The sequence below is a fragment of the Pseudalkalibacillus sp. JSM 102089 genome (assembly GCF_041366475.1).
GTDB classification, from domain to species: Bacteria; Bacillota; Bacilli; order Bacillales; family Guptibacillaceae; genus Guptibacillus; species Guptibacillus hwajinpoensis_B.
The window spans coordinates 315,019-338,959 of sequence record NZ_JBEWYW010000003.1; the positions used below are offsets into that span (position 1 = coordinate 315,019).

Genomic DNA, 23,941 nt, shown 5'->3' on the forward strand with positions numbered 1-23,941 from the left:
GAATACAGCTTATGTTCCGAGAATTAGTAGCCTCCTCCAACAAAAGCTGCACCTACGATGATAAGGAGAATAAACAGCACTACAATTAGAGCAAACCCACTGCCGTAACCGTATCCCATGGAGTATGACCTCCTTTCCATCTTGGATTACTTCATACTATGCAGCTTCCTTTTGAATGGATGGGCATTCGTTTAGTTTTATGGAGACTTTTCTAACCTTATCGTTCAACACAAGACAGTTGGCTATGATAAAGAATGCTAATCGAACAAGGATTTGGAAGCAACGATTACCACAAGCTCTTCCTCCGTTTTCTAAACTTCGTAACTTTTTTAAATGCGCTTGATTATATAAGTATATGCTTATATAATGATTTGTGGAGGTGAAGAAATGGAGAACACAATGATTGAAATCGATCAGGCTGCTTCTGTCCTTAAATTACTTGGTGATAAAACGCGCTTAACGATAGTTGGCCTTTTAAAAGATGGTGAATGCTGCGTCTGTGAGTTTGTAGAAGTATTGCAAATGAGCCAACCTTCTATCAGTCAGCACCTAAGAAAATTGAGAGACTCTGGTTTAGTGAAAGAACGCAAAAAGGGCCAGTGGGTATTCTATTCATTAAATGCAGATCATGAAGCCTTTATAGTGATTCAGAGTATTTTAACCTTCATTCCTGAACAAAAGGATAAACTGTATGAGCTAGAACAAAAAGGACTACGCATATGTTGCGATTAATGGAGGTATTAGATTGACAGTCACACTCGCTATTCTTATTTTCATCCTTACTTTAGTACTCGTTATTTGGCAACCTAAGAACCTGGGTATTGGCTGGTCTGCTTGTGGAGGCGCATTGCTTGCTTTATTAGTCGGTGTTGTAGATTTTCAAGATGTTATCACCGTAACAGGGATTGTATGGAATGCTACCTTTGCTTTTATTGCCATCATTCTAATCTCTCTTATTCTTGATGAGATTGGATTCTTTGAATGGGCGGCGCTTCACATGGCACGAATCGCCAAAGGAAACGGACTTCGCATGTTCATTTACGTCTCGTTACTCGGAGCTGTCGTTGCCGCTTTATTTGCAAATGACGGAGCTGCCCTTATTCTCACGCCAATTGTTCTTGCGATGGTACGTAACTTAAACTTTAAGGAAAAGATGATTTTCCCATTCATTATGGCAAGTGGATTTATTGCCGATACAACCTCACTTCCACTTGTTGTGAGTAACCTTGTGAATATCGTTTCCGCTGACTTCTTTGATATCGGATTTGTTGAGTACGCATCACGTATGATTGTTCCGAACTTATTTTCCTTAGGCGCAAGTATACTTGTCCTTTATCTGTTCTTCCGAAAAGATATTCCTGGAAATTATGATGTTAACCAGCTTCGCGTTCCACATGAAGCGATTAAAGACAGCAGAATGTTTAGGCTCTCCTGGTTTGTCCTTGCGATTCTCCTTGTCGGTTATTTCGCCAGTGAATTTATCGGAGTTCCCGTATCGATTATCGCAGGAATCGTCGCGATCTTCTTTCTACTAATGGGTAGACGCAGTAAAGCGGTTGAAACGATGAACGTCATCAAAGGGGCCCCATGGGCGATTGTTTTCTTCTCAATAGGAATGTATGTGGTCGTTTATGGCCTTCGTAACCAGGGACTAACAGATATTCTTGCAAATGTCATCCAATCAGTAGCAGATCAAGGTTTGCTCGTAGGAACCGTCTCGATGGGCTTCATCGCTGCAATCCTATCCTCAATTATGAATAACATGCCAACTGTTATGATTGATGCACTAGCGATTGAAGCAACATCAACGACCGGTACAATGCGCGAAGCCCTTATTTACGCGAATATTATTGGATCTGATTTAGGTCCAAAGATTACGCCAATTGGGTCACTTGCAACACTATTATGGCTTCACGTTCTCTCCCAAAAGGGTGTCAAAATATCGTGGGGATACTACTTTAAAATTGGTGTTATTTTAACAGTACCAACTCTACTCATTACGTTACTAGGCCTTTATTTCTGGCTACTAATCATCTAAATATTAATTTAAAAAGGAGAACAATATATGTCTAACAAAAAATCAATTTATTTCTTATGTACAGGTAATTCATGCAGAAGCCAAATGGCTGAAGGATTCGGTAAAAAACACTTAGGTGATGAATACGATGTTTATTCTGCGGGGATTGAAGCCCATGGTCTCAACCCTAATGCTGTTAAAGCAATGAAAGAGTCAGGGATCGACATTTCATCACAAACATCCGACATGATTGATATGGATCTTCTAAACAATGCGGATCTTGTAGTTACGCTTTGTGGTGATGCGAATGATAAATGCCCGAGAACACCAGCGCATGTAAAGCGTGAACATTGGGGATTTGATGACCCAGCTAAAGCAGAAGGCACAGAAGAAGAGAAATGGGCTTTCTTCCAGCGAGTACGTGATGAAATTGAAGAACGTATCGCACGTTTTGCAAAAGAAGGACGTTAATTTATTAGAAAAGCACCTCGGATTCGGGATCCGAGGTGCTTTTCTAATGCTATTATTATGGCTCATTCAGCGATTTTCGTCATTATTCCTACGAAAAACCAACTATATACGCGATATCTCAGTTATTTCCGCGGAAATGAAAAGGAGGATACTTTAAAGTTTCTTCATTTTATAAACTTCTCGGCTATTAATAAGGTCACCGATATCCTTGCGATACTTCTCATAATGCTCTGAGCTAATGTGCGTTTCAATCGCCTGTTGATTTTCCCACACTTCATAGATCACAAACGTTGTATCTTCTATAGATTGATGAACGTCATATTGAATATTCCCTTCTTCATTCCTTGAATCTCTCCGAACTTCTTGAAGGACACTTAAGACATTCTCTTCTTCACCTGTTTTAGGCTTTAAAATCGCCGTAACCGCAATTTGTTCCATAAGTTTACTACCTCCAATGCTTATTTAAGAATAGGATAAGCATAGTAGCTTCAACTTATTATAGCAATTGAGGTGCTTGTTATGATTTAAGAACCGGCTTTAAGATAGTGCGCTGAAGTGGAACTCCCCCCATGGTGACATTGCGTTCAATAAACACATATCTCTTTCCATCGATCTTGAATTTACGATTCCCTAAATACTCGACCTCTTTTCCTTGCCCACTCAACTCATTCTTAAGTGCCCTTACGTATTCATTGTAGTCAATATAGCGTTCATCTAGATCAATCTGGATATAATTTTTCCGATAGCCCATTAACCAATTGAATCCAGTTAAAGAGGCAACAAAAGCTACCAACATAAGAAAAAAGTTCATCATGCAGCATTCCTCCCGAGCTCTTTTCTATTTATACGAATGAGGTGTCTCTTTCGTTTCGTTTTTTTGAAAATAAAGGAAGTTTCATTAATTCTTTTACATCGTATCCTTCTATTAACGTTTGGATTAGAGAAAATCCGTCAATAGACTACTATGACTACAAGAGAAGGAGAAGATTAAGTATGGCACTATTAGAAATCAGTGTTACACCTGTAGGAACAAGTCAAACGAGCATGAATCATTTTGTAACAGAAGCTGTAAAGTTAGCTGAGAAAGAAGGATTCACTTACCATATTGGACCAACCTCTACTGTCTTTGAAGGAAACGTCGATGAACTCTTTGAATTAGCAAGAGACATTCATACAAGTGCTCTAGGAAAAGGTACAGATCGTGTTATCACAAATATTAAGATTGAACAAAGAGAAGACCGGCCTCTTTCAATTGATGGTCAAGTGAATGAAGTGCGAAGTTCAATTGGGTAATAACAAAAAGGAGGGAGCGAATCATTCGCTCCCTCCTTTTATTTCTAACTTAGAATTTCTTCTTTCTTTAAAACTCCCTCTATTCCATGGCGTGCCTCATTGACAACTGATTCTCTCCATTCGGAATCATCCGGGTAAAACATCGCTTCGAATTCTCCTAGAATCCATTGAATATCATCAACTGATTCTGCCCCTTCAAAATACAAATGATTTTCCAAAATAATCGTCATAAATTCGCGAATTTCAGCCTGTTTGTCTGTTCCAAACGTTCCGAACTCAAACAAAGCCGATAGAAGATATGTTTCTGGGTAAGCTTCTTCTTTTAATTTGTAGAAATGATTCGTAGAATCCCCTTTAACTTTTTCAGGAGTATACTTTTCGACGTTGTTAAGATTGTACGCTTCTTGTAACTCCTTCACGTCTCTTCCATCATTCTCTGAGATCACCATTGTTATTTCATTTGTTGGTCCAAGAGCTGTATGCCAATCCATGTGGACAACACCAGGATAAGTTCCTAACAACATTTCTTGTATATCCTTTAAGAAAAGAGCTGATTCTTCAGCTATTGAACCTCCGTAATAGACACCGCGCTCAAATTCAAATTGGCCCATTCCCTTTGCTTTTTTTAATCCTGCGTATCCTTCCTTTGCTAGCCCTTTAATCAACTGTGCATATAGCTTGTGCTTCTCTGCTTGCAAATCAGTGATTTTACCATTTGGAAGAAATAAGTCGCTTTCCTTAGCATAATTTTTATTCACGTCTCTACGAATTGAATTTTCGTCATAAAAGTAATTTCTGTTTAGATCAACATTATTTTCTGTAACCCGTCGAAAATGCCGCATACCCCACGGATTAAGGGCATGAATCAGGCAAATCCCTGTCGTTGAAGGATCGATTTGATCAAGATATTCTTCTACAAACATATGGATAACCGCTGCTCCAGCATAGCCTTCTATCCCGTGCTCGCCTGAAGTGAAGAATAAAACACGATCGTTTGATGTAAGGGCTTCAGAGTAAATCATATCGATTGTATTATCTTCTTCTTTCCCAATTGACTTTGTTGATAAGGTCGCGGAAGGCCATTTCTTTTGGATTTTCTCAAGGTGACTGCGAAATGTCTCACGTGACTGTTCGTAATTTTTAGCAAAATAGTGATCTGTTTGAAGTGTCATAACGAATAATCTCCTTTGCATTCTATTGTACCGTTGCTAAATTGGTTAACTAACCTTCTCATACCACTATCCGTAATTATCAAACTTCTAAGAGGTCAAACATCAGGAATCTTTCTACCTTTCCATTAAGCAAGATACAAAAAAAGATGAAAACTCGTTTCAGAGTCTCCATCTTATTTGTTCTTCTCGTATTTTGATACTTGATGCGATTGTTCATATTCAGCAAGCTCTAATTCTAAACGCTTTTGTGTACGCTTTTTATCAACGTTGAGAAATAGTGCTGCTACCGCTATAAAGCCTATACTTAACATTAAGAACTGTAGAATTAATTCTAATGACATTATTCATTCCCTCTTTCTATTTTTCCATTTATTCCTTACTTTTCGTTTTTCGTGGGGGTTATATATTTACCCTATATCTCACCACTCTAAACATCTGTGTTGGTTTCAGGCTTAATGGAAACAAAGCAAAGAAGGATTGCAATTGCTGTTACACCTGCTGAAGCATAGAAAACAACTTCATGAGACTGCTTCATAAGCAATGCATATATCGGTGGACCTGCCGCTACGCCAAGAAAGCGAGTCGAGCTATAAAGAGATGTAATTGTTCCACGTTCTTCTTTTTTTACACCTTCTGTGATAAGGGCATCAAGACAAGGTAGAGACATTCCAATCCCAACTCCACCCACAAATAAAATCAGTAACATCAACCAGAGTCGTTCCGTAAATGAGACGGTTAATGTCGATGCTGCCAGAATGAATAAACCAATGAAAATACACCATTTCATCGTTTTCTTATTCTCACCAATACGTTTTCCCGTCACATAGGAAGTTAATGAAAGAGCAACAAGCGGAATAGCAATAACCCCTCCTTTTTTTACACCTACAATTTGAAATTCATTTTCCAAAAACCCGGCAAGATAGAAGAGAATGCCAAAAAGAACAAACATAATCACGCCGCCAATTGCAAAAATCGCCGTTAGCCACTTTCCATCTTTTCGAAAAATGTTTTTTAAGCACGACAAAAAACAGGAAAAAGTTTGTGGTTCCTCTTTTTTTTCTGGTGACTTAACAAGGAATATGACAAGTAATATTGAAATAAGTGAGAAAACAGGTATGGACAAGAAAGGTAAGTACCAGAGAAAGGATGCCAGAAGAGCTCCAAGAATGGGACTCAGCACCTTCCCAACTGTATTTGAAGTTTCAATTAAGCCTAATCCCGCACTTACATCTTTATCATTTTTGAATAAATCTCCTACGAGAGGAAGAACAACAGGGGCTGCTCCAGAAGATCCGATCCCTTGAAGTACCCTTCCTATAAGAATCATGACGTATGGATTTTCTAGAGACCATGATGCCCAGCCTGTGACAAGCCCTCCTATCCCAGCGATAAACAAACTTGGGATGATCACTTTTTTTCTTCCGTATCGATCGGACAAATAACCGGCAATTGGAATTAATAAAATGGCTGCAATAGAATAAACCGTAATGATCATCGAAACCTTAAAGGATGTGATGCTGAGCTTCTTTTCAATTATAGGCAATACTGGAATGAGCATTGAGTTCCCTAGCGTCATCACAAGTGGAATTGAAGCAAGTGATATCAAATCCCACTTCTTTTTATCATCCATGAGCATCCTCCAATAAAACTTAACTTCTTACGTAGTTTGCCTGCTCTCGTTAGCGGGTATACCTTAGTAAAAGCTGGCTATTATTATTAATCATTTAGAAGAAATTCCCACTATTTAGATCGAATAACTTTGACCAAGAGGAATTTAACACATAGATAATCGTCGAAAATGTGTAACATAACTTACAGTCAGGCAACGACTTTTTTTAGTATACTTAACATGGAGATGAACCATGTAAAATCCATTTGGAGGTCAAACATATGATTACACTTTACACATCACCAAGCTGTACTTCGTGCAGAAAGGCAAAAGCGTGGCTGGAAGAGCACAACCTTCCTTATGAACAGCGCAACATGTTCGCAAAGCCGCTCACAGAAGATGAGATTAAAGCTATAATTCGTATGACTGAAAAAGGAACCGAAGAAATCATCTCGAAGCGTTCAAAAGCCTTTGATGCGCTTGATAAAGAGGTTGATGAGCTTACACTTCAGGAACTATACAGCTTGATTAAAGAAAATCCCGGCATTTTAAAACGCCCGATTTTACTTGATACTAAACGACTTCAAGTAGGCTTCCACGAGGACGAAATTAGAAGCTTTCTCCCTAGAAAAGTTCGAGCTTTTCAACTTGAGCAAATTCTTCAAGAAGCAAAATAATAAATTGTCCCTTTAGAGTAAGTGAAACAAAAAGCGAGAGAGGCTTATCCTCTCTCGCTTTTGTTTGGCTATTTCTCCTGATCATCAAATCCTTGAATCGTAAATTTTTTCATAAAATAAAGAACGAGGATTAAAATAAAGCCATATCTGATCTCAGTATCAGCAAGATTAAAAATCCCTTCGCTCCAGCTCACTTTCATAAAATCAATCACATAACCATATTGAATACGATCAATTAAGTTCCCAAGTCCACCACTAATGAGTAAGCCAAAAGCTAGCTGCACAGCAAAGCGTTTTGGGGTGGCACGTATGTATCCATAAATAAGGAGAAGCACGATACTCGCTTGTAGAAAAATCAATAAACCTGTGTATCCTTCTAACAATCCTCTTGTAGCTCCGGTATTGTAATAAAGCTGAAAGGTTAAAAATCCATTGATTATGTCAATTTGTTCATTCAAGTTTAAAATCGAGTCAATCCATCGCTTTGTTACAAGATCCATAACAAGCAAAATGGTCACCATCGTGATCATCCGTTTCACCGCGTCCACATCCTTTTTAAATCTTCAACCATTATCCTTTATGACTGCCTTCTCTGACAATCAATTCGTCTTTTATGCTTGATTGACACACTTCTATACAGGGTAAGGACTTATAGAACCTAGTAACAAGTCAATTACTCTGGAGGTTTTGTAATAATGTATCAACAGATTTTACTTGCATCGGATGGATCCACAGATTCAGTAAAAGCAGCTGAAAAGGCTTTTGAATTAGCCAACCTAACAGGTGGACATGTTGAAATCGTATATGTCATTGATGGTGAAACATCTAAGCACGATGCGTTACGTCATGCTGATTCCTCCGGTCTTGATATGGAGAGAAGAGAGAAACTAAGCTCCACAGAAGCAATTGCTGAAGAAGCTAACGTTTCTTATGACGTGACTATTCTACATGGATCTCCTTCCACTACTCTTATTGATCATGCAAATGAAACGAAAAGTGATCTTGTTGTCATGGGCACAAGAGGACTTAATGTTCTTCAAGAAATGGTGATCGGCAGTGTAAGTCATCAAGTGATTCAAAAGGCAAACTGCCCTGTACTTGTTGTCAAATAATGAACGAAACATAGAAAAGACTCCTTAGCTTAAGGAGTCTTTTCGTATAAATAATTCGTTAAATATGCTGCGTCCTCAGGATAGGCATGTGAAATCCCCTCTACTTCATCAATCGTTTTCCATTCAATTTCTTTCACATCTTCTTCAGAATCGTCAAGAGAAAGCATGCCGTCTACCACATTTACTTCGTAATAATAGGTCGTCACATTCATTCCATTCACATCCTGATCTTTAACGAACAAAGGTTTCTCAATGGCTACTTGATACCCCGTCTCTTCCATCACTTCACGAACACAGCACATCTCAGGCGTCTCTCCTTTCTCGATCTCACCAGAAGGAACGGCCCATTCGTCACTTTCATTACGAATCATTAGTAAATCTCCCTGGTCATTGATACATACAGCAGCTGCTCCAAACCATTCCTGCATTCTACTCATCCTTTAGCTTCCATTATGCATTTAGGGGCTCGTTTGACTTTTAACGTGTTCTGAACTAGAAACCTGATGATTTGTTTCTTCAGGTGCTTTCATTCCATATTTTTTTTGGATGATATAACCAATCATTAGAATCGAAGCGATCAAACCCCAGAAAATCCAACCGATTAACGTCAATTTGTCCCCTCCTCCATTAAACTCTCTCATTATTCTACGATTCACGGCGTCTTATTGTTTCAAATAATTACTAAAAAGTGCCTATTTACTAGAAAAATTTATAAACTCTATAATGGGAATGTTGTAGCTAAAATCGAACACGAATACCCCATTGAACTCGCTCTCTTTCAAAAAGTGCGAGTCTTTTTATGATCATGGATCATTGGAGTTATCCGTTTACCGTATACCCCCAGAGGGTAACGGATATGTACATACTTATTTTCGAGGTGAGATGATTTGACTACTTTACAGCTTATATCCATTCTTGCACTATCAATTGGACTTCTTTCTTCCATCGTCATTCTCATTGACATCATTCGTCATCCTCAAATGATGAAAATCATGAATGTAGTCTGGCCAATAAATGGATGGTTTCTTGGACCTTTCGCTATCTTGGCCTATTTTAAATGGGGGCGTTTGAAAGCGAGGAATTTGGATTATGAAGACAATCGCGGAAACTCTGCCAAGGTGTTTATGTCCACAAGCCATTGCTCTGCCGGTTGTACACTTGGTGATGCGGTAGGCGTGCCGATCGTTGCCTTAACAAGTTTTGCGCTGCTTGGTTCCATTCTCTATACTCATTATCTTGTCGAGTTCATTCTTGCATACGGGTTTGGTATTCTATTTCAATTCTATGCCATTTACCCGATGAACAAAGAGAATGGTGCGTGGAATGCGATTAAAGAAGCTGCGAAAGCCGATACGCTTTCTTTGATCGCTTTTGAAGTTGGCATGTTTGGTTGGATGGCGATCGTTCATTTTGTTTTATTTACCGAGCCACCAAAACCCGACTCAGCTGTCTACTGGTTTATGATGCAAATTGCGATGATTCTTGGATTTGCGACAAGCTATCCTGCAAACTGGTGGTTAGTAAAGAAAGGTATAAAAGAAGCGATGTAACTGAAGAAAGTCAGGCCCTAGGCCTGGCTTTCTTCATACCATTTCGGAATTGTCCGCTCAAAGCCTTCATACATCTCCCATACATACTGAATGGCCTCTTTCGCTTGAGGAAGATCTTCTGGAAAGTAATCCGTTGCCCAATTCATATGGTAGATCAGAAGCTGAGCCATATGAACCGACCGGATTTTCCAAAACAGTTCAGGAACATGACCTTTGAAGTAACCATGAATAACCCCATTTGAGAAAGGAATACTTAAACGACTTGAGAATAATTCTAGCTTATCAAACTCCGAATAGGCCGTATTTACACCGCATCGATTAAAATCAATCACCCCAGCATATTTATTCTTATGGATAATCAAATTCCCTGCATGAAAGTCATGATGAGCAAAGACGAGCCTGCTTTCACCGATAAGGTGGATATTGTTTCTTACATAGTCAATGATCTTTCTACCAAATGGGATTGGTATATCAAGTCTAGAATACCGTTCTACCGCTTTCTCAAATTTCCCTTGAATAAAGGCCATATGTTCAGGCATTGACGCTTCAATTCGAAGTTGGTGCATATAATCGAGATCTAATCCTGCTTCGTAACCAGCAGCATACTGTTCCTCCGTTGTTAATTTCGCTAAAGCAGCTTCGCCATCTTGCCCTTCAAGAAAAGAACAAATCGTATAGCAGAAGTTCTCTTCAGGAACTTCACCGAACGCATATACTTCCTGACAGCGGACTCCAAGTTTCTTAAAAGCCTTCATCTTCTCAACCTTCTCTTGAACCCGCTCACGTAAATCCACCTCATATAATCGAAGCAATACGTCCTTTCCATTCCACTTTGTTACGTATTTCAAATCAAAAGAATACCCCTTAGTAATCTTTCTTAATGTAACATTCGATAGTTCAGGAATATGCGATATGACTTCCTCTTCCGTAAGACTTCTCAAACAATTCCCCACCTTTCTATAGGAAATATTATCCTATCAAATCTTCAAAAAAAAAGAAATATTGCCGAAATAGTTTTCATGTGCTACCATATTTTGAAATAAGAGGTGAGCGATATGAGACAATTATTCATCGTACAACTTCATCATCACAGCTAGCCTTGCTATCCGATTGCAAAATGATCGCGAATAGGAAGGCTATTACTCGTAACCGTATGAATTGAGAAGAACATTTCTCCAGTTCATGCGGTTTTTTGTATTCAAAAACGAAAGGATGAGGACTATGAAAAAGCTGAAAGGTCAGAATGTCAAAGGAACGATGGATTATTTACCTGAAGATGAAATCATACGGCGCAAAGTAAGAAGAACAATAGAAGACACATTTGTTCAATACAACTGTTCTCCACTTGAAACACCGATCCTTAACGATCGGAAATTGATGGCTTCAAAGTATGCGGGTGGCGATGAAATTTTAGAAGAAATGTACTCCCTCTCTGATCGTGGAGAGAGAGATCTCGCCCTTCGATACGATTTAACTATCCCATTCGCCAAAGTTGTTGCGATGAATCCAGCTTTACCTATGCCCTTCAAGCGTTATGAAATCGGAAAGGTGTTTCGAGATGGACCCGTTAAACCCGGGCGGTTTAGAGAATTCACTCAGTGCGATGTGGATATAACCGGCGTGAGTTCACAAATGGCCGAAGCAGAATTAATGGAGATGGCTCTCGATCTTTTCAATCAACTCGAACTTGATGTGACGATTCAGTATAACAACCGTAAACTGCTTGCAGGTATGCTAGAGTCGATCTCTATTCCTACACCTCGCTTAAATGATGTGATTCTCACGATGGATAAGCTCGAGAAAATTGGGATGGAAGGCGTTAAGCAAGAGCTCTTCCAAAAAGATATCTCCTCTAAAGCCATTAATAACGTTGAGCGCTATGCAAAAGAGTGGATCAATCAAGACCTCTCCTATTTTGAACAGTTCGCCTCTGTGAATTCAACTGTACGTGAGGGGTTAAATGAACTTAAAGAACTCACTTCTTACTTGGATGGACTTAACCTCGTTCAAAAATGTCAGTTCAATCCTTTCCTTGCAAGAGGGCTCGATATTTATACAGGGACGATTTATGAGATTTTCTTAAGTAACCAATCCATTACATCCAGCATTGGAAGCGGTGGTCGCTACGATAGTGCGATCGGAGGTTTACTCGGTAGTGAAGAGCCTTTTTCAACAGTTGGGATTTCATTCGGCCTAGATGTAATATTAACCGCATTGAAACAGAGTGGTACTTCACTTGTGACAAATGAAAAGCCTGAATATGTCATTATCCCTATTAGTGCCAAACGTGAAGCCTTGATCGTGGCGTCCGCTTATAGGAAATTAGGATGTCGGATCGAGGTGGATATGAGTGAGAAACGGATTGGTAAATCGATCGAACGCGCAAGTAAAAGAGGAATAGAAAAAGTGATTCTCGTTGGGGATAAGGAAGTTGAAAACAACGAAATTGTCGTAAAAATATTAGATCAAGGAACGGAGGAGCGTATTCCCTTCCAATTTTAAAACTGTTATAAATATAGCCTTAAGATCCCCCAAGGATCTTAAGGCTACTTGACATTATCCCTGTAAGACGTAAGGAATTGAAGTATGAAGTAAGCTCTCAATTCCCCCTTGATGATAAGGCATCCATTTGTCTGCTTCTTTTCTGTTCATCCACTTGACGTCCGCTATTGTTTCCGTATCTTGAATAGATAAATGTCCACGCGATATTTTTCCTTTAAATGTAAAGAAGTGGACATGGTAATTCGTCATAAACGCTTCATTAACACTCAATAAATTTTCTACTTCTACGGTTAATCCTGTTTCTTCTCTCATTTCGCGAATAGCAGCTTGTGCAAGGGTCTCTCCATCTTCCACCGACCCACCTGGTAATGACCAGTTATTATGTTTGATATTTTGAACCATTAACACTTGATCCTCTTTTTCGTTATAAAGTAGCGTATATACCACATCAACTCTTATTATTTTGAACACTCTCCCTTCTAATCAAAAATCAACAAAGCGCAAAACCATTTTTTACCTTTATAGTTTACCAGATCCCTTTCTCACAATGGGAAAAAGATTGAGATGCATGTTTTTACAGTGTTTCTCCCTTTAATGCTTCAGTTTTTTTCGAATTCGATAGAAACCAGCCACCGGCTGCAATCAAAAGTAACACCGTATAAAACGTTATTTTCCATCCTGGAGACTTAGCAAATGCTTCAGGGAGCACCCCTAAATCAGGATGCGAGAGTGTATATACTGATAGTTTAATTCCAACCCATCCTACAATCATAAACGCAGCAACCTCTAAACCTGGCCTTGCTTTTAATAGCTTCACGAAATAATTTGCTGCAAATCGCATTATGACTAATCCAATTAATCCACCAGCGAAAATAACAAGGAATTTCCCACCATCTATACCACCAATTTGCGGTAGAGGTGTATTCGGCAATGTGACGGCTAATGCAACGGCTGCTAAAATGGAATCTACGGCAAAAGCGATATCCGCTAGCTCTACCTTAAAAACAGTCCCCCAGAAGCCTGCCTTTTTCTTATTCTGTTTCTTTGGTGCTTCCTTACCTTTGTGAATCATCTGTTTTCGAACGATATGATTGATCGCAATAAACAAGAGGTAGAACGCACCGATCGCCTGAACTTGCCATACGTTGACTAGAAAAGAAATAGCAAATAATGAAGCAAATCGAAAAACAAATGCACCGGCAAGACCATAAAATAGAGCCTTTTGACGTTCCTCATCTGGTAAATGCTTCACTATAATCGCTAAGACAAGTGCATTATCTGCCGCAAGCAGCCCTTCAAGAGCAATCAGAAGCAGCAAAACCCATCCATATTCTAGTAACATTGAAGCATCCATCTATACATCCCCCTTTTTTCATCCATACTGCTTTGTTCTTCACAAAAAAAACCTTTGCCTAATTGGCAAAGGTTTTTGATGCAAATAAAGACCTCTACCGTAAAAGTAAAGGTCTTGCTAACAACACGAATGTTGCCAACAAAGCCGAGAGCAGTGAAGCTCTGGAATGACGACTTTGCTGTAAAAGCTACTCCCCTTTAGGAGTTGCAGTATGAAATTTTTATTATTTGAAATGATCATAATCTAATATTCTATCACTGTCAATTATTATTTTATACAAGAAAGTAGAAGAAATAGCGGAATGCGCTGTCTTCGTTCATACTCATCCTGATGTTGAAAGTTTTCTCGTTGCGGCGTTCCCTCTCTAAGACCTTGAATCGTAAAACCAGCTCGCTGCAGAAGTAAGAAGTACTCCTCAATCGTGCGATGATATTTCACAACGCTCTCTCCAATCCAGGGCTCTATTCTTCTCCCCGTCTGGAAATAATCATCTACAATCCAATCGGTTCTTTTACCTGTCATACTTTTGAAAGAAGCTGTCATAACCGGATGCAATACGCTAAATACAAATTCTCCACCAGGCTTTAACGTCTCGTATACTTTCTTAACAATGTGATCAAGGTCTTCTATGTAATGAAGAACTAATTGTGAAACGACACAATCGAAAGTCTCTAATGGATAAGCATACGACTCTAGATTTGACTGGACAACGCTCCCCTTCGTTCCCTTTAACTTCAATTCTGCTTGGTGACACATGTTTTGTGAACCATCAATCCCGACATATCGCTCGCACTGCTGCTTTAGTAATTCTTCTCCGAGCGAAGCATCTCCACAACCAAGATCAAGAATGGTCTTCTCCCGAACATCGCCTAGTAATGTCATAAGAGCAGGATACTCGATGACTTTATTCGGGCTTTCTTCCCTATGTCGTCTAGCCATATAGTTCTCAAAAAAATCGTGATCATCATAAACCCGCGAACCGCTATATTCCATTTTCAGTATCTCCTTTATGAATAAGTGACTAGTTCAACCTGTATTTTTTATCGCCTTTGTTGCTATAAAGGTTTTAATATATTGATCGATTAGGCGACTCCCTCCAAAATCATCTTCATAAAAACCGTTAATGACAAATCCTGCATCAATCTGTCCCTGTATTTGATCTTCCAGCGTATGTCCGAACTCTAGGGCCAAGTTACTCTCTTTGTATTTCTGAAGTTCGTCTTTCGTTAACATTTCAAGAGGAGAGTATGGGATGCTATTCTTCACATCGAGAATTCCTTTCTCCTCTTGCTCATCATCAAAAAGATACAATAGTGGATTCGTAAATCCTGAAATAAGTGTGCCCCCTTCCTTCAGTACTCTTGCCGCCTCCTTCCAGACAGGTAATACATTTTCAACAAATACATTTGAAACAGGATGCACAATCACATCAAATGACTCATTTTCTAAAAAGGATAAATCCGTCATGTCTCCTTTAACAACAGTTAACTGCAAGTTATCCCTTTCAGCTACAAATCTGTCCTGTTCTAGCTGTTTCTCAGAAAGATCAACAACAGTCACTTCCGCCCCTGCTGCTGCAAGAATAGGACCTTGTTGACCCCCACCAGATGCTAAGCAGAGAATGCGCAAGCCCTTCAGATCAGCTGGAAACCAATGACGTGGAACAGCTTTCTCCGTCGTAACAGTAATACGCCAATTTCCTTCCTTACTTTCTCTGATCATTTCTTGAGTGACTGGCTTTGTATAAACGACTTGATCTTCAACCTTTTGATCCCAAACTTTACTGTTATACTCATTTGTTTTCATTCTTTCCCCCCACTTAACTAAAATCACTCTCGTTCTCCTATTCTGCTCAACTGGCAAAAAACCTGCTTCTTATTTTCCAATGTTTAGGATTTTATCTAGGTGGACAAACACACATTTTCCAAATGATAGACAAATATACTGATCTTTGTCCCTCCGAGATACATACTATGCCATTACAAGCGTTTATATAAAAAGGAAGAAAGGATGCATGAATGTGCAAATGAACTTTTCACAACTTGAGAGCTATATCGGTAAGAATGTTCGAATTAACCGTGGAGGACCTGAAAGTCAGGAAGGAAAACTTCTTGAGCTTAAAGAGGATTTCTTAACATTGCTTGGACAAAAAAATACCGTTATCTTTTACCAGGGCACTCACATCAAAAGTGTCACAATTAACACGAAAGAGGAAGTAGAAGTTATTGTACCAATCGAAGAACCTGTTTTTGAATTTGTAAGTGGAGAAAGCTTCAGTGAAGTTCTTGATGAATTAGTCTTTAGTACGGTTCAAATTAATCGCGGTGGCCCTGAGAAAGTAGAAGGTGTTTTACTTGAAGTAAACGATGACCACATCATCGTAGGAAAGGAAGCAGAGTTGGTACACATCGCACTGTTTCATGTAAAAAGCGTTAGTAAGGTTGTTAAAATGACTGAACAAGAAGAGTCTAGTAACAATCAAGAAGACAATGCAAAAGAAAACCGAAGAGAAAACCTCTTTTCTAACTACTGGCAGCCTGTTTCAAAAAAATAAAAAGCGAATGCTTATGAAAGGTTAGGATATATGATGGCATATTTAAATAGCGATACGATCGCGCCATTGTTAGGTAAGCAAGTAAAAGTTAATCTAAAAGGCCCTGAAGCAAAAGTAGGCATTCTCTTTCATATTGCAACGGACCACTTTATGCTACAAACAGAGAAAGAAATGATTTATTACAATCTAGATCATGTTAAATCAGTTTCCGTTGATACAACAACTAATCCAGAAAGCATTGTAAATACGTTTCTTGATCCAATCCGAGGAAGCTCTATAACAGAAGTGTTAGGGGCGCTCCATTATAAATGGGTAAAGATTAATCGTGGCGGTCCAGAGCATGTTGAAGGTATTCTCATCAATGTAGCAAGCGACCATATTCTTCTATTAGTAAAAACTGAACTTGTTCGCATTACACTTTTCCATATTAAAAGCTTCAGTACTATCGAAACAATGATTAAGGAAGTTCCTGAAAAAATCGTCGAGGCTTAACTCGTATTCTTGAGAGGAAGAGAGAGCCATGATCGTCTATATCTCTCCTTACGCATTTCAAAAGTTAGTTCATGTGATGAGAAAATGACTCGCCTTTAATTTCATCGTTATCTACGCAGTCATCTTTCTCCTCACACTTATTTTTTTATGTAGATATGATCTCACTTGTTAATATGCCACAGCTGTTCTTCTCATTTGAAAGGAGGTTAATAGTGAGAAATTCATCAGATTTAACGAACGAAACCATTCGATTAAAAATGAACGGCACAAAAGACATTATCGGTGTGCTAATCGACTCTGGAAATGACATTCTTGTCTTATATAACGGCAAAGACTTCATCTATGTCTCTCAATACCATGTTCAGCATTATGATGTGTGTACGAAAGAAGATGAAAAAATTTCACTTCCAAAAGAGTCGCTATTTGAAGAACCTGAAACGTTAAATTCGATTTCGCTTCGTAAAGCACTCCAAGAATCAAAAGGAATGTTTACAGAGATTTATGTTACTGGCCATCACTCTCTTCATGGATACATCACAAGTATTATGAACGATTACGTTGTTTTCGAAAGTCCTATTCACAAAACGATGTATCTATCCATGAAACATCTAAAGTGGCTAATCCCTTATCAAGGTAACGAAAGACCATATCACTTAACGCAATCAGAATTCCCCGTTGTACCGATTGGACTCTCCTTATCACGCACATTAGAAGAGCAGCTAAAAAAAGTAACCAATCAAATAGTGATTTTCGATATATATGAAAATCAAAACAAAATAGGGAAATTAACAAGTATTCAGGAAAACCAGGTCACGTTAATGACGGCAAAAGAGGGTCAAGTTTTTATCAATTTCCACCATGTAAAATGCGTTCATTTCCCTTAAAGTCACGACTTCGATTCTCTCATTCCTTATAAAGGTGCTAGAATGCCAGTCTTACTCGTCCGTTCCATGAAAACGGGCTTTTTATTATGTTTTGATGAAATCCCCCTAGTTCCGCGGTAAGAGCATCACCGTTACACCTACTAAGCAAATGAACGCTCCAATTAAATCATAGCTATCAGGGACTTCCTTATCAATCCCCCATCCCCAAAGGACAGACATCACTATAAATACTCCACCATACGCCGCATAAACGCGACCGAACTCCGGATATACTTGCATAGTCGCAATCACCCCATAAAGAGCTAAAGAGATCCCACCAGCTAGTCCAAATATGCTCGAGTACCCTTCACGAAGCCAAAGCCAAATTAAATAACCACCTCCAATCTCTGCAAGCCCAGCTAAAATAAATAAGAGAATTGTTTTCATTTCACCTAACCTCCTTCACAATGCGATAAATGTTAAAAATACAAATCAAGCGCTAGTGTCATCCCGATCATCACTACCTTTTCTTCATAACTAAGATGACGAATATCAAGAAAATAATGATCTTCTTTTAAAAGATTATCTTTCATGGATTGATAAACAGCAGATCGTTTCTTAATCGTACCAACACACTTAACTGATTCATCGCTATACACAGAAAAATCTGTCGCACCAAACTTTCCAAGGGCTTTCAAAATGGCTCTACCCTTTTTGTCAAAAACCGTCATTTTGGGCGATTTTACTTTTACTTCAGGCTGGATCGTTCCAATCAATTCGCTTGCTGAATAAAGGAAGATGTCTTTGTAGTAACCGCGTGATTTATATAGAAGTAAATCTGGTTCGTTATCACAACGTATATGTACTTTACGACTAACAGCCTGGCGCAAGGTAAGAAACTTTAATAACCAATTCCATGGGCTCTTTGAAGGTATTTCTTCAATTGAACCTATTCCTTTTTTATTGCTCAATACAGTATACAATAGTCCCTTCCCCGTATGATGCGTCTCTTTTCTAACTTCGATTTCTTCTATATACTCGAGCACGATTTATCCTCCCACCTAAATGGCTTCATTATAATGTATCTGCGAATGCGATTACAATTTCCTTCAACCACATCAAGTAGAATCATGTATTACTAATGGTAAAAACTAACCAGCAGGGACCAAAGTATGATAATCTATAAAAAAATGATTCTATTAAATGTAATATAAAAATTTTTTACATAAAAACATCACTACTCCAGGAAAAGAGGATGCCTCATGACGCAACGTGAAATTCAAATCCAATATTCTAAAAACACATGCGAACATGTCTATCAATTGGATCCAAACTCAATTCCTGTTCTTCACGTTTTACTTTCAGAAGAAGAGTTAGCGCTTCGTTTACAAAATTACTCATGTTCCCTCTCCATCATACAAAAATTCATGAAAAAGCTCCTTAGCTTTTTATCTGACACTCCAACCGTCGTGGTAACAACTGATCACGAGGGCTATGTATTAGATTCATATGGCGATGAATCCTTCGAACAAATGACAGCGTCACTCGGCATTCAAAAAGGCGTTAAGTTTGATGAAGCAACGGCTGGTACGAACGCCATTACACTTGCCTTAAAATACCAAGAACCGATTCATCTCATTGGGGATGATCATTATCACTACTGCTTTGAAGATGTGGCTTGCTACTCAGCACCATTCGCTTATCATAATGGGGAAATTATCGGTACGATCTCCCTCATGACAACTAAGAAATATGCGTCTCAATTGCATCTAGGCTTGCTTTCATCTTCTATAGATACGATTGAACGGGAGATCCAGGTTAACAAGCAGAACGAACAGCTCCATCTCTATAATCAGATGCTTATGCGTGCCACTCCAATCGGGATTGTCATTTCTGATCAAGATGGACAAATAAAAGAATTCAATCGAAGCGCTGAAAAACTAACGGGACTTAACAAAACCAAAATGATTGGCTATCCAATTACCGACATCCCTACTCTTAAACCGTTTTTCGATCATGTGCTTTCGAAAAAAAAGGGCATCGAAGACATCGAAATCACTTTTTTCAAAACCGATGAACGTAAATGCTTACTCGATATTTTGCCTCTTTACGATCATAACCAACAGCTAAGCGGAGCTTTCGCTCAATTCCGAGATATGACTTCTTATTATCAACTACAAGAACAGGTCATTCAATCTGAGAAGCTTTCTGCAATCGGAAAACTAGGTGCTGGTTTTGCTCATGAAATCCGCAACCCACTTACATCAATCATTGGCTTCACACAACTTTTGGATGTAGATGAAGAACAAGCCAATTACATTAGTATCATTAGAACTGAACTCGAACGCATGAAAAATCTTGTGAATCAATTTGTTATGATGGGCAAACCGACGATCAGCAAGCGAACGCTCAACGAGTTAAATCCCCTTGTATTTGAAACGGTTGAATTAATGAAAAGCAATGCTCACTTACATAATGTCCAACTTGAATTCGATGCGAACACTGAGAATATTACGGTTTGTATGGATTCCTCACAAATCAAACAAGTGCTTATTAATTTTATCAAGAATGCGATCGAAGCTATGCCTGAAGGCGGGGAAATCTCGGTTCATTTAACAAAAAATGAGGAAAATGCTGTTATCTCTATTGAAGATGATGGCAAAGGAATGAGCGAAGAAGAAGTGAAACAGCTAGGCACCCCTTTCTTTAGTACGAAAAGAAGCGGGCTTGGGATTGGACTATCGATTTGCTTTGATATTATGGAGGCTCATAATGGAGAAATTTCCATTGATTCAGAAATAGGAAAAGGTACAAAAGCCAGGCTCATTCTCCCTTACCATAAAGGAGAGAACTGAGCTTCTCTTTTTTCCTTACATGCTCAACACACCGATAACGTAAGGAGTAAAATCCAAATCACTAGTGCGTCTACTCCATACTTTTCTCATGCTGTTAAGCTCTTGTCTTTTAGTTCTAACCCAGAAGGATAGAACAAGGATAATACCGATCGTGAAGACAATGTCATCCATAGTTTTCAAATAGATACACTCTCTTTTTCACCCACGTTTCACGTCCTAGCTATAACCAAACAAAGGCTGTTCCCCTCTGCTAGGGGGAACAGCCTTTGTAAACTAATCATGTTTCTTAATTAATACATTTCTGAGACAGTTTTTGCTTGCATGTGAAGTCCAAGATAATCCGGTCCACCTGCTTTTGAATCTGTACCAGACATTTTAAATCCTCCAAATGGGTGGTACCCAACAATCGCGCCCGTACAGTTACGGTTAAAGTATAGGTTACCTACGTGGAAGTCCATTTTCGCTTGCTCAATGTGTGCACGATTATTCGTGATCACAGCACCAGTTAAGCCGTACTCCGTATTATTCGCAATTTCAATCGCTTCATCGAAGTTATCTGCTTTCGTTAAGCAAACAACTGGCCCGAAAATTTCTTCCTGCTGCATGCGTGATTTCGGAGCAAGGTCTGCAAATACAGTTGGCTTGATGAAGAACCCTTTCGAATCATCGCCTTCTCCACCAGCAACGAGGCGGCCTTCTTCTTTCCCAATTTCAATGTAGCTCATGATTTTATCAAATGATGCCTGATCAATAACTGGTCCCATGTACACATCTGGACCTGTCGTTTCACCTAGTGTAAGCTCATTTGTTAATTCCACAACGCGATCACGAACCTGATCATATACCTCTTTCAAAATGACCGCACGGGAGCCTGCAGAACATTTCTGACCTGAGAAGCCAAATGCTGAGACAACGATTGCCTGTGCAGCAAGTTCAAGATCAGCATCCTTATCCACAACGATCGTATCTTTACCACCCATCTCAACAATCACTCGCTTCAAGTGTTGTTGACCTGGCTGTACTTTCGCAGCGCGCTCATAAATGCGTGTACCGACTTCACGAGAACCAGTAAATGTGATGATCGATGTTTTTGGATGATCAACGAGATAGTCACCCACTTCAGCTCCGCTACCTGGCACAAAGTTCAATACACCTTTAGGGAGCCCAGCTTCTTCAAGCACTTCAACAAACTTCGCTGCAACAACCGGTGTTGCACTTGCCGGCTTAAGAAGTACTGTGTTTCCTGTAACAAGTGGCGCTACTGCTGTCCCTGCCATAATCGCAAACGCAAAGTTCCATGGAGGGATAACAAGAGCAACTCCGCTTGGTGTATAAACGTAACGGTTTTGCTCACCAGGACGACTTTCAATCGCTTTTCCTTCCCCTAGCTCGATCATTTGACGAGCATAGTATTCCATGAAGTCGATTGCTTCTGCTGTATCAGCATCCGCTTCTTTCCACGGTTTACCTGCTTCATACACGAGGTAAGCAGAGAATTCATGTTTACGGCGACGGACAATCGCAGCTGCGCGGAATAGAAGTTCAGCACGAGAGCGAGCCGACCATTTTCTCCAGCCTTCAAATGCTTCATCTGCTGCTTGAATCGCGCGTTCCGCATGCTCTTTCGTTGCCTTTGATACGCGACCAACGATTTGTTCCTTGTTCGCAGGGTTAATGGAAACAATTTTATCTTCCGTGCTAACACGCTCACCATTGATGAGAAGATCATGGTCTTTTCCAAGTTCTTCTTTCACTAGTTTAAGAGCCTCTTCAAAAGCCTTTTTGTTTTCCTTAACAGTAAAATCAGTAAACGGTTCGTGTTTGTATGGTACTACCATGAGTAAATTCCCCTTTCAAATTTATGAAGTTTATTTTTTAAATAATCCATTGAAAGCAAAGGCGATGTTCGCAGGTCGTTCCGCCAACCGCCGCATAAAATACCCATACCAATCGTTCCCATAAGGTAGGTATACTCTTACCGCATAACCTTCAGCAAGAAGATCTAGCTGACTCTGGCTTCGCATGCCGTAAAGCATTTGAAACTCAAATTGATCTTTCGGAATATCATGTTCTTTCACGAATTCTTTCGTAAAGTTAATAATGGCATCATCATGACTAGCGATGGCTGTAAAATTCCCATTCAATAAATGTTTCTTTATCAGCAGCTTCAAGTTATGATCCACATCTGATTTCGCTGGAAAAGCAACTTTCGCGGCTTCCTTATACGCCCCTTTCACAAGACGTAAATTCGGCTTTACTTCATTTAAATCATCTAAATCTTGTTCAGATCGGTATAAATAGGACTGAACAACCGTTCCAATATTGTCGTACTTTCTCTTCAGGTCCTTATAAAGCTGAAGCGTTGCCTCTGTTCGTGTCGAATCTTCCATATCGATCGTGACGAATACATCATGCTTCACCGCTTCTTCCATAATCTCAATCATGTTACGCCATACAAGATCATGGCTAATATCAAGACCAAGTGAAGTGACTTTCAAAGACATCTGAGAATTTAGTTGATGAGCACTAATCATGCGGATTGAATTGATGCACTCCTGAGTTCGCTCCTTCGCTTCTATTTCAGAAGAAACAAATTCCCCAAGATGATCCACCGTTACCCGAAGCCCCTGACTATTCAAATTCTGAATAAGAGGCACCGCATGCTCAAAAGTCTCACCCCCAACAATCTTATCCGCCCCAAACTTACTACCCCATCGTTTGGCGAGCCGATCAAGCGAGGGCCTACTAGCGAGAAAAAGGAAAAAACTCTTGTTGATGGCTTCCAACTCTACCACGCTCCTTTTAACCCTATATCTCCAATCATTCATAAAGCTTACTCCAAAGAAAGTTTTTGTTTTCTTGTGAAAATTATATCGATTCCAACCCCCATCTGGCAACGTGGTCAAAACACAATAGTTTAGCAGAGATTTTGTGGTTTAAACACAATGAATAAAGCGGAGACGAGCGTTTAGAAACGGAGATATTGGAACTCTTGAACTAGAACACGCCCTTTGTGTTCTGGTGAAAGAGTGAAATATCGCAGTTTCTGCGAGTCGTAGCTGGATCTCAGGAAAAGCGGAGACGAGCGTTTAGAAACGGAGATATTGGAACTCTTGAACTAGAACACGCCCTTTGTGTTCTGGTGAAAGAGTGAAATATCGCAGTTTCTGCGAGTCGTAGCTGGATCTCAGGAAAAGCGAAGACGAGCGTTTAGAAACGGGGATATTGGAACTCTTGAACTAGAACACGCCCTTTGTGTTCTGGTGAAAGAGTGAAATATCGCAGTTTCTGCGAGTCGTAGCTGGATCTCGGGAAAAGCGAAAGTGGGCGTTTAGACACGACAGGCACTGGAGCCGTGAAAAGCGGAGCCCCCGTTTAGTGAGCGGAATTTCCGGTTTGGCCAATATATTTCCGATTTGG

The 23,941-nt window shown here is 39.5% G+C and carries 30 protein-coding genes; 12 read left to right on the top strand and 18 right to left on the bottom strand.

From position 1 onward, the window contains the following. Positions 1–23 precede the first annotated feature (23 nt). A complete protein-coding gene (locus ABVF21_RS09890; protein WP_142329528.1) occupies positions 24–119 on the bottom strand; it encodes a YjcZ family sporulation protein in 96 nt (31 codons plus the stop codon). Positions 120–387: 268 nt separating this feature from the next. On the opposite strand from ABVF21_RS09890, the gene ABVF21_RS09895 reads away from it, so the two are divergent. Genes ABVF21_RS09895 through arsC form a run of 3 tightly spaced genes read left to right on the top strand, consistent with a single transcriptional unit; the run spans position 388 to position 2,488 of the window. After that, positions 388–732: an ArsR/SmtB family transcription factor gene (locus ABVF21_RS09895; protein ID WP_194220450.1), complete on the top strand. Its 345-nt coding sequence runs from the start codon at positions 388–390 to the stop codon at positions 730–732. Positions 733–745: 13 nt separating this feature from the next. Further along, the gene (locus tag ABVF21_RS09900; RefSeq protein ID WP_242057334.1) at positions 746–2,038 is read left to right on the top strand and encodes an arsenic transporter; all 1,293 of its coding nucleotides are present in this window, start codon (positions 746–748) and stop codon (positions 2,036–2,038) included. 27 nt (positions 2,039–2,065) lie between these two features. Next, on the top strand, positions 2,066–2,488 hold the full coding sequence (gene arsC / locus ABVF21_RS09905) for an arsenate reductase (thioredoxin) (protein ID WP_194220449.1): 423 nt from the start codon (positions 2,066–2,068) through the stop codon (positions 2,486–2,488). A 153-nt stretch (positions 2,489–2,641) separates the two neighbouring features. On the opposite strand, the gene ABVF21_RS09910 is transcribed toward arsC, so the two are convergent. Together ABVF21_RS09910 and ABVF21_RS09915 are read right to left on the bottom strand one after the other, a co-directional pair. Then, positions 2,642–2,926 carry a putative quinol monooxygenase gene (locus ABVF21_RS09910; RefSeq protein ID WP_371018134.1) on the bottom strand — a complete coding sequence of 95 codons (285 nt, stop codon included), beginning with the start codon at positions 2,924–2,926 and terminating at the stop codon, positions 2,642–2,644. A 79-nt stretch (positions 2,927–3,005) separates the two neighbouring features. Next, positions 3,006–3,302, bottom strand: coding sequence for a hypothetical protein (locus ABVF21_RS09915; protein ID WP_371018135.1), 297 nt, complete (start codon positions 3,300–3,302; stop codon positions 3,006–3,008). Between the two features lie 179 nt (positions 3,303–3,481). Here ABVF21_RS09915 and ABVF21_RS09920 point away from each other — a divergent pair, with 179 nt between their 5' ends. After that, complete coding sequence (locus ABVF21_RS09920; RefSeq protein WP_194220447.1) at positions 3,482–3,781, top strand: MTH1187 family thiamine-binding protein; 300 nt, start codon at positions 3,482–3,484, stop codon at positions 3,779–3,781. Between the two features lie 44 nt (positions 3,782–3,825). On the opposite strand, the gene ABVF21_RS09925 is transcribed toward ABVF21_RS09920, so the two are convergent. From ABVF21_RS09925 to ABVF21_RS09935, 3 genes are all read right to left on the bottom strand, one after another. Further along, complete coding sequence (locus tag ABVF21_RS09925; RefSeq protein ID WP_371018136.1) at positions 3,826–4,953, bottom strand: M14 family metallopeptidase; 1,128 nt, start codon at positions 4,951–4,953, stop codon at positions 3,826–3,828. Positions 4,954–5,126: 173 nt separating this feature from the next. After that, positions 5,127–5,294 carry a hypothetical protein gene (locus ABVF21_RS09930; RefSeq protein ID WP_194220445.1) on the bottom strand — a complete coding sequence of 56 codons (168 nt, stop codon included), beginning with the start codon at positions 5,292–5,294 and terminating at the stop codon, positions 5,127–5,129. Positions 5,295–5,380: 86 nt separating this feature from the next. Further along, positions 5,381–6,583 (bottom strand): MFS transporter, encoded by a 1,203-nt coding sequence (locus ABVF21_RS09935; protein WP_371018137.1) that lies wholly within the window; start codon positions 6,581–6,583, stop codon positions 5,381–5,383. Between the two features lie 260 nt (positions 6,584–6,843). On the opposite strand from ABVF21_RS09935, the gene spxA reads away from it, so the two are divergent. Next, complete coding sequence (gene spxA, locus ABVF21_RS09940; RefSeq protein ID WP_194220443.1) at positions 6,844–7,239, top strand: transcriptional regulator SpxA; 396 nt, start codon at positions 6,844–6,846, stop codon at positions 7,237–7,239. 68 nt (positions 7,240–7,307) lie between these two features. On the opposite strand, the gene lspA is transcribed toward spxA, so the two are convergent. Next, positions 7,308–7,769, bottom strand: coding sequence for a signal peptidase II (gene lspA / locus ABVF21_RS09945; protein WP_303530487.1), 462 nt, complete (start codon positions 7,767–7,769; stop codon positions 7,308–7,310). 165 nt (positions 7,770–7,934) lie between these two features. On the opposite strand from lspA, the gene ABVF21_RS09950 reads away from it, so the two are divergent. After that, a complete protein-coding gene (locus ABVF21_RS09950) occupies positions 7,935–8,351 on the top strand; it encodes a universal stress protein (protein WP_303530261.1) in 417 nt (138 codons plus the stop codon). 29 nt (positions 8,352–8,380) lie between these two features. On the opposite strand, the gene ABVF21_RS09955 is transcribed toward ABVF21_RS09950, so the two are convergent. Beyond that, a complete protein-coding gene (locus ABVF21_RS09955) occupies positions 8,381–8,788 on the bottom strand; it encodes an NUDIX hydrolase (RefSeq protein WP_371018138.1) in 408 nt (135 codons plus the stop codon). A gap of 21 nt (positions 8,789–8,809) precedes the next feature. Next, on the bottom strand, positions 8,810–8,962 hold the full coding sequence (locus tag ABVF21_RS09960) for a hypothetical protein (RefSeq protein WP_371018139.1): 153 nt from the start codon (positions 8,960–8,962) through the stop codon (positions 8,810–8,812). A gap of 276 nt (positions 8,963–9,238) precedes the next feature. On the opposite strand from ABVF21_RS09960, the gene ABVF21_RS09965 reads away from it, so the two are divergent. Then, positions 9,239–9,901, top strand: a complete 663-nt coding sequence (locus tag ABVF21_RS09965; protein WP_371018140.1) for a DUF4396 domain-containing protein — start codon at positions 9,239–9,241, stop codon at positions 9,899–9,901. A 17-nt stretch (positions 9,902–9,918) separates the two neighbouring features. On the opposite strand, the gene ABVF21_RS09970 is transcribed toward ABVF21_RS09965, so the two are convergent. Then, a complete protein-coding gene (locus tag ABVF21_RS09970) occupies positions 9,919–10,842 on the bottom strand; it encodes an aminoglycoside phosphotransferase family protein (protein WP_371018141.1) in 924 nt (307 codons plus the stop codon). Positions 10,843–11,122: 280 nt separating this feature from the next. On the opposite strand from ABVF21_RS09970, the gene ABVF21_RS09975 reads away from it, so the two are divergent. Beyond that, positions 11,123–12,403: a histidine--tRNA ligase gene (locus tag ABVF21_RS09975; RefSeq protein WP_371018142.1), complete on the top strand. Its 1,281-nt coding sequence runs from the start codon at positions 11,123–11,125 to the stop codon at positions 12,401–12,403. 54 nt (positions 12,404–12,457) lie between these two features. Here ABVF21_RS09975 and ABVF21_RS09980 read toward each other — a convergent pair whose 3' ends face one another. The 4 genes from ABVF21_RS09980 to ABVF21_RS09995 all read right to left on the bottom strand — a co-directional run bounded on the left by ABVF21_RS09980 (position 12,458) and on the right by ABVF21_RS09995 (position 15,563). Beyond that, positions 12,458–12,874: an NUDIX hydrolase gene (locus ABVF21_RS09980; protein WP_308809525.1), complete on the bottom strand. Its 417-nt coding sequence runs from the start codon at positions 12,872–12,874 to the stop codon at positions 12,458–12,460. 103 nt (positions 12,875–12,977) lie between these two features. Beyond that, entirely contained in the window at positions 12,978–13,757 is a 780-nt protein-coding gene (locus ABVF21_RS09985) for a TerC family protein (protein ID WP_371018143.1), read from the bottom strand. Between the two features lie 267 nt (positions 13,758–14,024). Beyond that, positions 14,025–14,750, bottom strand: a complete 726-nt coding sequence (locus ABVF21_RS09990; RefSeq protein WP_303530271.1) for a class I SAM-dependent DNA methyltransferase — start codon at positions 14,748–14,750, stop codon at positions 14,025–14,027. Positions 14,751–14,783: 33 nt separating this feature from the next. Beyond that, positions 14,784–15,563: a class I SAM-dependent methyltransferase gene (locus tag ABVF21_RS09995; RefSeq protein WP_371018197.1), complete on the bottom strand. Its 780-nt coding sequence runs from the start codon at positions 15,561–15,563 to the stop codon at positions 14,784–14,786. A 208-nt stretch (positions 15,564–15,771) separates the two neighbouring features. Between ABVF21_RS09995 and ABVF21_RS10000 the strand changes: the two genes are divergently transcribed. From ABVF21_RS10000 to ABVF21_RS10010, 3 genes are all read left to right on the top strand, one after another. Beyond that, a complete protein-coding gene (locus ABVF21_RS10000; RefSeq protein ID WP_303530273.1) occupies positions 15,772–16,311 on the top strand; it encodes a hypothetical protein in 540 nt (179 codons plus the stop codon). 33 nt (positions 16,312–16,344) lie between these two features. Continuing rightward, positions 16,345–16,803 (top strand): spore coat protein, encoded by a 459-nt coding sequence (locus ABVF21_RS10005; protein WP_371018144.1) that lies wholly within the window; start codon positions 16,345–16,347, stop codon positions 16,801–16,803. Positions 16,804–17,060: 257 nt separating this feature from the next. Then, a complete protein-coding gene (locus ABVF21_RS10010) occupies positions 17,061–17,687 on the top strand; it encodes a DUF2642 domain-containing protein (protein ID WP_371018198.1) in 627 nt (208 codons plus the stop codon). A 105-nt stretch (positions 17,688–17,792) separates the two neighbouring features. On the opposite strand, the gene ABVF21_RS10015 is transcribed toward ABVF21_RS10010, so the two are convergent. Together ABVF21_RS10015 and ABVF21_RS10020 are read right to left on the bottom strand one after the other, a co-directional pair. Continuing rightward, positions 17,793–18,113, bottom strand: a complete 321-nt coding sequence (locus ABVF21_RS10015; protein WP_303530277.1) for a YnfA family protein — start codon at positions 18,111–18,113, stop codon at positions 17,793–17,795. A gap of 32 nt (positions 18,114–18,145) precedes the next feature. Next, positions 18,146–18,712: a hypothetical protein gene (locus ABVF21_RS10020; protein WP_371018145.1), complete on the bottom strand. Its 567-nt coding sequence runs from the start codon at positions 18,710–18,712 to the stop codon at positions 18,146–18,148. 216 nt (positions 18,713–18,928) lie between these two features. Here ABVF21_RS10020 and ABVF21_RS10025 point away from each other — a divergent pair, with 216 nt between their 5' ends. Further along, on the top strand, positions 18,929–20,521 hold the full coding sequence (locus ABVF21_RS10025) for an ATP-binding protein (RefSeq protein ID WP_303530281.1): 1,593 nt from the start codon (positions 18,929–18,931) through the stop codon (positions 20,519–20,521). Between the two features lie 290 nt (positions 20,522–20,811). Here the strand turns inward: ABVF21_RS10025 and pruA are convergent, their stop codons facing one another. Both pruA and ABVF21_RS10035 read right to left on the bottom strand, forming a co-directional pair. Further along, positions 20,812–22,359, bottom strand: coding sequence for an L-glutamate gamma-semialdehyde dehydrogenase (pruA, locus tag ABVF21_RS10030; protein WP_194220430.1), 1,548 nt, complete (start codon positions 22,357–22,359; stop codon positions 20,812–20,814). A gap of 30 nt (positions 22,360–22,389) precedes the next feature. Continuing rightward, positions 22,390–23,307, bottom strand: a complete 918-nt coding sequence (locus ABVF21_RS10035; protein ID WP_303530492.1) for a proline dehydrogenase — start codon at positions 23,305–23,307, stop codon at positions 22,390–22,392. Positions 23,308–23,941 lie beyond the last annotated feature (634 nt).

Bases quoted from the DNA above. Each gene is read 5' to 3' on its own strand.
- ABVF21_RS10015 (WP_303530277.1), bottom strand. From the start codon at position 18,113: ATGAAAACAATTCTCTTATTTATTTTAGCTGGGCTTGCAGAGATTGGA.
- ABVF21_RS10005 (WP_371018144.1), top strand. From the start codon at position 16,345: ATGGCATATTTAAATAGCGATACGATCGCGCCATTGTTAGGTAAGCAA.
- ABVF21_RS09930 (WP_194220445.1), bottom strand. From the start codon at position 5,294: ATGTCATTAGAATTAATTCTACAGTTCTTAATGTTAAGTATAGGCTTT.
- ABVF21_RS09990 (WP_303530271.1), bottom strand. From the start codon at position 14,750: ATGGAATATAGCGGTTCGCGGGTTTATGATGATCACGATTTTTTTGAG.
- ABVF21_RS09915 (WP_371018135.1), bottom strand. From the start codon at position 3,302: ATGATGAACTTTTTTCTTATGTTGGTAGCTTTTGTTGCCTCTTTAACT.
- ABVF21_RS10010 (WP_371018198.1), top strand. From the start codon at position 17,061: ATGAACGGCACAAAAGACATTATCGGTGTGCTAATCGACTCTGGAAAT.
- ABVF21_RS09935 (WP_371018137.1), bottom strand. From the start codon at position 6,583: ATGGATGATAAAAAGAAGTGGGATTTGATATCACTTGCTTCAATTCCA.
- lspA (WP_303530487.1), bottom strand. From the start codon at position 7,769: ATGATCACGATGGTGACCATTTTGCTTGTTATGGATCTTGTAACAAAG.
- ABVF21_RS09995 (WP_371018197.1), bottom strand. From the start codon at position 15,563: ATGAAAACAAATGAGTATAACAGTAAAGTTTGGGATCAAAAGGTTGAA.
- ABVF21_RS09950 (WP_303530261.1), top strand. From the start codon at position 7,935: ATGTATCAACAGATTTTACTTGCATCGGATGGATCCACAGATTCAGTA.
- ABVF21_RS09925 (WP_371018136.1), bottom strand. From the start codon at position 4,953: ATGACACTTCAAACAGATCACTATTTTGCTAAAAATTACGAACAGTCA.
- spxA (WP_194220443.1), top strand. From the start codon at position 6,844: ATGATTACACTTTACACATCACCAAGCTGTACTTCGTGCAGAAAGGCA.
- ABVF21_RS09955 (WP_371018138.1), bottom strand. From the start codon at position 8,788: ATGAGTAGAATGCAGGAATGGTTTGGAGCAGCTGCTGTATGTATCAAT.
- ABVF21_RS09910 (WP_371018134.1), bottom strand. From the start codon at position 2,926: ATGGAACAAATTGCGGTTACGGCGATTTTAAAGCCTAAAACAGGTGAA.
- ABVF21_RS09920 (WP_194220447.1), top strand. From the start codon at position 3,482: ATGGCACTATTAGAAATCAGTGTTACACCTGTAGGAACAAGTCAAACG.
- ABVF21_RS10000 (WP_303530273.1), top strand. From the start codon at position 15,772: ATGAATGTGCAAATGAACTTTTCACAACTTGAGAGCTATATCGGTAAG.
- ABVF21_RS09985 (WP_371018143.1), bottom strand. From the start codon at position 13,757: ATGGATGCTTCAATGTTACTAGAATATGGATGGGTTTTGCTGCTTCTG.
- ABVF21_RS09975 (WP_371018142.1), top strand. From the start codon at position 11,123: ATGAAAAAGCTGAAAGGTCAGAATGTCAAAGGAACGATGGATTATTTA.
- arsC (WP_194220449.1), top strand. From the start codon at position 2,066: ATGTCTAACAAAAAATCAATTTATTTCTTATGTACAGGTAATTCATGC.
- ABVF21_RS10025 (WP_303530281.1), top strand. From the start codon at position 18,929: ATGACGCAACGTGAAATTCAAATCCAATATTCTAAAAACACATGCGAA.
- pruA (WP_194220430.1), bottom strand. From the start codon at position 22,359: ATGGTAGTACCATACAAACACGAACCGTTTACTGATTTTACTGTTAAG.
- ABVF21_RS09890 (WP_142329528.1), bottom strand. From the start codon at position 119: ATGGGATACGGTTACGGCAGTGGGTTTGCTCTAATTGTAGTGCTGTTT.
- ABVF21_RS09895 (WP_194220450.1), top strand. From the start codon at position 388: ATGGAGAACACAATGATTGAAATCGATCAGGCTGCTTCTGTCCTTAAA.